Below are 7,793 nucleotides of genomic sequence, written 5' to 3' on the forward strand. Positions count from 1 at the left end.
ATAATCATTTGATACGCCTAAATCTTTTGCGCCTAAAAGTTTGTACGCCGAGCCCGCGGCAATAATGGCTTTATAACTCCCCCGGTGATCCAGCCAGTTTGCATCGCCTTTTTCAGGAACACCATAACTTAGAAACATGGGACGCGGCGCACATAAGGCAATCAATTCATGTGAATCAACCGGCAAGTCGCAGCCTGTCTTTTTACCAAAACCTGATTCTTCTGTTCCATACTTTAAAAAGTTACCATCCATCCAATAGGATTCACCACCGGTAAGGCTTTCAACGGCTTCGCCAAAATTTCGGCGTAATAAAGTAGCACCTCCTTTACCAGGCGACCCGACCAGTGCAATCGCAAAATGCGGCTCGAATGCAAGTGTTACCAATGCCGCTTTCCCATATCTAGATACGCCTTCAATACCAACCTTTTTTGCGTCAACCAAACTATCTGTTTCCAAATAATCTAATGCACGGGCAGCACCCCAACTCCACGCTCTTAAGGCGCCCCAATCATCGGGTTTGCGTGGCTGACCTTTATTCACCAAACCAATAATTCCTTTCGTTAATCCATCACCGTTATCAGCCTGGATGCTCGCCGGATCAATAGTGCAATAACCCCAGCCCGCTGCAAGCAATTGTTCTGTAGGCGATGGACCTTCCGCGGGAGGCGGAGCAAAAAAATTAAAAGTCGTTTTAGTAATCGGTGAGTAAGCAGGATATTTATTAAAAATATTTTTCACCTCAGGATTGGCTTTTATCATCAGGTCTTTAAATGTTGCATTTAAAGTTTCCATATCATCATTGGATGGTTGGGCCGGCGCAGGAAACGAGGGCTGTCCAAACATCATTAAAACCGGAACAGGCCCTTCTACGTTCTTCGGTATTACCAATAACATTTTAATATCAACATTAATCAACGGATAAACGCTATTATCTACATGGCCAACGATTTGCTTTGCAATAACAGGTATGAAGCCTGGAATTATGAATTCACGGTCTGTGACCTTTACCGTCCAGCTTACTTCGGGCACATGCTGAGGAATTCTTCCATACACTTCGCTTTCATAATCTTCAACTATTTCAGGACGACGCACTTTCCACCAGGTATCCGCGGTCGTAACTTTTTTTCCATTTTTTGTTGTTAGAATATCCGGCAATTGCGGGCAAGGATCTGCTTTTGTTGTATCATAGTTCGCATGATTGGGCGCTGATGGATTTCCGCTTGGGCCCGGTCGCAGTTCTTTGATGCCCAATTGTTGCATCATATTTTCCTGGTTTTGCTGCGATGAAAAATTTGCAGGTTTCGGGTATTTAATACCGTTAATCGTTGTGTCCTGCGCAAGAACTGTATTGACTACGCTTATCGCAATTGTAATAAAAAAAAGTTTTGTCATCGTGTTGAATTTTTTATGCCTTGGTATTTTATTTTGATTGATTATAAAAACTGCACAATCAATCATTATTTATATTGATACAAAGTAACTTTCTGGATATTCCATTCACCAACGGGAATTCTTATATGCCTCCCTTGATGATCCTGGTCGCCATTCATTCGTCTGCCTGCAATCCATTCGCCATCCACATATTTGCCCTCGTTAGCTTGTAAAATGCCTGCCGAAATCTTATCGTTATTGTGAACTGCAAATGTTACAACAACACCGGTTCCTGCGATAATAAAATCGTTTTTTCCTGTTTGAATAATGATAGCGCCGCTCATTGGCCAAAAAGGATTTTTTGCTTCCGGCGACCAACCTAATGTATAATCATGCGATACCGTTAGTTTATAATCTCCTAAAATAATTTCTTGTTTTTTGTTGGATGTGTCCAGCAAAACACCATCCATTTTTCCTGTACCGCGATACATCAAAATTTCAGGAGTTAATTGAGATAAGATCGCATAACTTTTTGCGATCGGTTCATCTTCCGGGTGTTCGGTTGATTCAATGGAGAATGGCGAAAAACCAAAAGCCTGGTAGTGACCAATTGCGTAAAAAACTTTTGCTGCATCCGATGGTTCAAATTTTATTTCTGGAATAAACAATGGGTTATCTCTTCGTGCATAGAGGTCGTTATAATGTTTGAAATAAGGATTATTAAAGTCAGGCGAAAGCATATTAATCGATGGCGCACCTGCTTGCCAGATATCCATAAGATGTGGCAAGGGTCCGGCGCTGGGATATTGGCCAGGCTGCACATTGCGATAGTTTAATGCGGCGTTTACGTACATGGGCAAATTATATTCTTTTTTTCCAGCTACTGCAACAGCATTGGTATATTTTGCATAAAACCAAGCCTGGAATATTTCATCGGTTGCAAGACTTTTTCCAAAAACAATTTCCCAATTTCCTTTTGTTGTAAAATTTGTTTGCGCCCAATGTTCTTTCAGTTCAGGAACGAGCGAATCTTTATTTGCAATAAGATAATCCATTAACTCTTTTGGTACATCGCTCTTGAAAGCTTTATCGGCTTCAACTGTATGTTCCCTTGCTTCGGTTAACATACCAATTTCATTTTCCACCTGCATCATTATAACAGTATGTGATTTATCTGTTTCTTTCAAATGTTTCATCAACATTGCGAATGCTTTTACATCAGCGTCTAAATTATTTTTATTGAAAGCAGATAGAATTTCGAGCCCCCTACCATCACGATCTTCCGCCCTTGGAAAACGTTTTTGATTTGTTTTAATCCATGCAGGTGCATAACAACTCATGCTGTTTTTCCACGAACCAAACCAAAGCAGGATCACTTTTAAATGATGTCTGCGACTTTCATGGATGATACTATCGACCAATGAAAAATCAAACCTGTTTTCTTCGGGCTCTATTAACTCCCAATACACAGGAGAGAGAATTGTATTGAGATGCATCACCGTAAACTTGCTCCAGAACGGTTGCATGTAAACCATACTTGAAGCAGTTGAATTGCCCAGCTCACCACCTAAAACAAGAAAAGGTTTATCATCCACCATTAATTGCATAGTAGTGCCTTTTTTTACGAGATGAGGATGCTTGCTTATTTGCGATCTTACGGATAAATGAATAAGAAAAATCAGGAACAAGATAACAACCGTTTGTTTTTTCATTTAACCTTTTGTAATAGATAATAATTTGAATAGATACATCAGAATATCTTTATTCCTTTTCTGTCCCCTTGCCGCCACAAAGCTCATTTCAATTAAGCGTGTTGTAACAAGGAGCCTTGTTACAATTGCGAAAACACATGTTACCAAATCGTACCTGATTTGCCAAACCAATCGCGGCTTCTTAGCTTTTTCTCCATCACTTTTTATTTACATAAATCTCTATAGCTTCTATTTATTTGTCCGAATTCATTCATAAGCGTATCACTGGTTTGCAATTAATGCTCCGGTATATTATTCAAACTGAATAGCGAAATAGGTACATGGTTCTGTCCCGATGTTCCTAATGCCATGCAATACATTCGAAGCGAGATAATAGACGTCTCCTTCATTCCCTTTGTAAAACTTCTGGCCGATTTGCATTTCAGTGTGACCATCAATCATTAACACCATTTCCGCAGCACGATGGGTGTGCGGTTCATGACTTTTTAAACCTGCCTTTAATGTAGTAACATGCATGTCTAATCGTTTAGTCATTGCCGTTGGGCGTTGAAAGTAATATCTTGTCCAGCCTTTGTCATTGGCCTTAAAAGTGATCTTATCCCAGTCTTCAATAAACGAACCGCCGGAAGCTTTACCTCGCTGCAAATCCTCCGGGCGCTTCGAACGGTATTTCATCACATAGTAGTCGCATGGCGCAGCAGTCTTATTTTGAATTGAAAAGTTTTGCCCCGGAAGTAATAAGATAATGCTTCCGCTAACCAGCGTAAATACTGAATCGTTTATGCCTACCGTTAGTTTCCCTTTTTTAATAATGTATAATTGTTCTTCTGTAACCGGAACCATCATTTTCTTTGCATCGGCGGATGTTGTAAGTTCATCTGCATTCATTTGAAGCCATTCCATATCGTAAGTACTTCCATCGAAAAGAACGACTGAAGTTTTTTGATTGTGATTATTACTAACTGGTTGCTTCCATTTGTACACCCTGCTAACAAGCGAATCCTTTTGCGCCACAAGAGAAAGCGGAGCCAGGTATAGGATCAAAAAGATTATTTTTTTCATATTTTATAAAGTATGTTTTTTGCGAAAGGCCTAAAAACCAATAGAATTACCTCCATCTACCGGCAATACAACTCCTGTTATATATGCAGAATCCGACGACGCAAGAAATAAAGCCGCATCGGCAACGTCGGCTGGCAGGCCCAACTTACCCATTGGAGTTCGCGACATCACTTTAGCTTTTCGTTCGATATCATTATTCAAGGCTTTTGCAGACATGTCTGTTGCAATAAACCCAGGTGCAATGCAATTTACGCGAATACCCTTTGGCGATAGTTCTACTGCCATAGCTCTCGTCATTCCTTCAATTGCGGCTTTCGAAGCAGTATACGCAATAACTTTAGGGATGCCATATTGGGAAGCCATTGAACTTATATTAATAATACTTCCGGCTTCTCTTTGCACCATAAATTTTACCACTTCTCTTGAAATAGCAAACATCGATGTAACATTTGTTAGCATGATGCTCTCAAATTCATTGTCTGTCACTTCTGTAAAATCCTTCTTTAAATTAATGCCGGCGTTATTTACAAGAATATCGATCTTACCATTTTCTTTAATAAGATTATTTATCAATTCGGGCACGGAAGAAAGATTATTCAGATCGAAAGAAACCGGCTTGCATAGTTTACCTAACTTATTTTTTGCAGCATCTAATTTAGCCATATCGCGGCCTATAATGATAGTAGTAATTTTGTTTTCCACAAATTTTTGAGCTATCGCCAATCCAATGCCCGATGCGCCACCGGTAACAATTGCAACCTTATTTTTATCTTTTTCCATATTTGTTAATTATCAATGAACCATTATATCGCGATCTATTTTTTCTGTTTCTAAGTCACTAGAAAATAGTTGAAAATATGGCAAGCATGCGCTTCTACACAACAACACTCTCTTTATTCTTATAGTTAATGCCATACGAACCTGGGTGACTCTTTAAATGGAGATTCGCAAACCGTTTTTTTTGCATTGCAGTAATTTCTTCTAGGTTGGTGCATTTCGCCGATTTAATGAAATAGCAAACGTTCACGATTTGTTTTGTTGAAATATGACACAAATATCAAGAAACCGATTTACCATTTTTGAAATTTTTATATTTAAAAAGACAAGGCAACCAATATTCCCGGTTATTCATAGTTCTTTATCGAATCAGGAGCGGAAGTTTCCTTTTTAATATTTTTCAATGATGATTCTCTTACAATCAGTTCAGATTTAACAATGATAGTGCTGGTAACTGTCATCGGCGCTTTTCCTTCCAAATGATTAACTATGGCATGTGCCACGATTTCTCCCATTTCGTGACCCGGATAATTGATAGTAGTCAATTTAGGTTCAACAAGCGTTGTAATCAGATCGTTATTAAAACCAACAATCCGTATGTCCTGCGGGATATTACAGTTTGCATCTTTCAACACCTGCATGCAGATTGCTGCACAATTATCATTTGTTATAAATATTCCATCTGGCATAGGGTTCATTGTTAGCAATTGTTTGGCGGCCTCGCGGGCACTTTTTTCATCAAGATTATTTGAGATTACATATTTCTCATCAAAAGGAATATTACGCTCTGCGAGTGCTTGTCGATAACCCTTCATACGGTCGGTGTAAACATTACGGGAAAGGTTACCCGTAATATGTACAATCCTTTTACAATCCTGGTCGAGAAGATGTGAGGTAGCATCAAATCCGGCCTTGAAGTTATCGATAACCACATTTGTACTTAGTTTGCCATCAGCAACCCTGTCAAAGAAAATAACAGGAATATTCTTTTCAAAAAAAGGCTCAAAGTGTGAGAAATTTTTTGTGTCGAAAGCCAGGGAAACAATTAACCCGTCAACTCTGCTATTAAACATAACAGCCGCGTTGGCTACTTCTTTAGTTTCGGTCTCAAGGGATTGCGAAATAAGCAGGTTATATCCGGCGGTATTGGCAACTTTTTCGATGCCGGCCAGGACAGACGATTGAAAATTGCTATTAAGTTTCGGCACGATAACGCCAAGCGTGTGAGTGCGTTGTTTTTGCAAATTTCTCGCGAATAAATTTGTGCGATACCCCATGAGCTTTGCCATATCCAGCACTCGTTTGCGGGTTCCCTTTGTCACCGAGGGATGGTTGTTAAGACCTCTGCTTACAGTTGAAGGTGAAATATCCAATTTGAGAGCAATGTCATAAATTGTAACCTCCTTGCTACTTTTCATGCAATCGGTTGTTTTATGGATAAATTTAGACAATTTTTAAAACATTAACCATAAAATCGGTTACAATTATTTCTAACCTCAACAAAAATCAATAGTCATCGGCCTGATGGAAGGGTTGTTTTTTTAATCCATTTGGAATAATTATGTACGGTGAACCAAGAGTTCAATAACGTTGTAACACGACTTCATAAAGGGTTACATGGTTTTATTAATTATCAAAATATTGTAATTCAATCAGTAAAAGATATTTTATCCCATCTTAATATTAAACGGATCCTGAAATTAATTATCCACTGTTAAGCATTTCCTACAAAACTTATTCTTGAAAGAATTAATCTTATAAGCATAATTAGAACAGAACAAAAAGCTCCATTAATGAAAATATATCTATTTTTCATGGGAGCGGTTGCATTTTAAATTTTTTTATTCTACCTTTATTTTAACATAATTTTTTCAATCACCTTCATTGATTATTGCTTATATGAGACACGAGTTTGTCTTTTGTTTGATTTTATCCTTGGCTTTTAACAAAGAAACATTTGCTCAGGAAATTGCCAGACTCACTCTCCACAATGTAAATAGCAACATTGAAACACCTGTAAATGTCGATTTAGATGCACTAACCTTCGTTGCAGATTCTTCCCTGGTATTGAACCAACTGGTTGGCAATAAGAAGGTGCCCGTTCTATTTCAGATCGAACATGGATATCATCGATTTCTTTGGTGGACCGTGAAAAACAAAGGAGGTAATGCTCATCAAACCCAGGTTTATGAATTATCTAAAGGAATAAATACAACCGCAAGTCAGCTGCCTGTGAAAGTGATTGACCAGGGAGGATCATTACTTCTTACCGATCATGGAAAAAACGTATTACAGTATAATTTTAAAACCGTTTACCCGCCTGATGGGGTCGACACGGTCTATAAAAGAAGTGGCTTTATTCATCCCCTCTGGTCTCCCCAAGGCAACGTACTCACCCGCATCAACCCGCCCGACCACCGGCACCATGTAGGCATTTGGAATCCATGGACAGAAGTGTCTTTTCAAGGCCAGATCGTAGATTTTTGGAATCTCGTCAAGAAACAGGGAACTGTGCGCTTTGCAAAATTTATCTCAAAAACAGAAGGCCCGGTATATGGCGGGTTTAAGGCATTGCAGGAGCACGTGGTATTGATTGATCCTCCCATTAAGGAAGGCACAGTAGCTTTAGATGAGGTGTGGGATATTAGGGTATATGATGTCGGAACTAACATTTGGTTATGGGATTTTACCTCTACACTTAATTGCGCCACCCCTGATTCTGTTATTTTAAAAGAATACCGTTATGGAGGCTTCGGTTTCAGGGCAACGCCCGACTGGACTAATAAAAACAGTAAGGTGTACACTTCGGCAGGTAAGACGAGAAAAGATGCGGATGCTAGCCGTGCCCGCTGGTGTATGATCGATGGTGAT

The 7,793-nt window shown here is 39.2% G+C and carries 6 protein-coding genes; 1 reads left to right on the forward strand and 5 read right to left on the reverse strand.

Going from position 1 to position 7,793, the window contains the following annotated elements; translation table 11 throughout:
- From ACO1O5_RS07395 to ACO1O5_RS07415, 5 genes are all read right to left on the reverse strand, one after another.
- The coding region (locus ACO1O5_RS07395; RefSeq protein ID WP_486269199.1) for an alpha/beta hydrolase family protein at positions 1-1,392 on the reverse strand (1,392 nt) is incomplete at its 3' end.
- Between the two features lie 65 nt (positions 1,393-1,457).
- Positions 1,458-3,083 (reverse strand): GH35 family beta-galactosidase, encoded by a 1,626-nt coding sequence (locus ACO1O5_RS07400; RefSeq protein WP_486269200.1) that lies wholly within the window; start codon positions 3,081-3,083, stop codon positions 1,458-1,460.
- A 291-nt stretch (positions 3,084-3,374) separates the two neighbouring features.
- A complete protein-coding gene (locus tag ACO1O5_RS07405) occupies positions 3,375-4,145 on the reverse strand; it encodes a cupin domain-containing protein (RefSeq protein WP_486269201.1) in 771 nt (256 codons plus the stop codon).
- A 30-nt stretch (positions 4,146-4,175) separates the two neighbouring features.
- A complete protein-coding gene (locus tag ACO1O5_RS07410; RefSeq protein WP_486269202.1) occupies positions 4,176-4,925 on the reverse strand; it encodes an SDR family NAD(P)-dependent oxidoreductase in 750 nt (249 codons plus the stop codon).
- 344 nt (positions 4,926-5,269) lie between these two features.
- Entirely contained in the window at positions 5,270-6,340 is a 1,071-nt protein-coding gene (locus tag ACO1O5_RS07415) for a LacI family DNA-binding transcriptional regulator (protein WP_486269203.1), read from the reverse strand.
- 481 nt (positions 6,341-6,821) lie between these two features.
- Here ACO1O5_RS07415 and ACO1O5_RS07420 point away from each other — a divergent pair.
- On the forward strand, positions 6,822-7,793 hold a 972-nt coding region (locus ACO1O5_RS07420), incomplete at its 3' end, for a DUF6807 domain-containing protein (protein WP_486269204.1).

The organism is Ginsengibacter sp. (assembly GCF_057362405.1).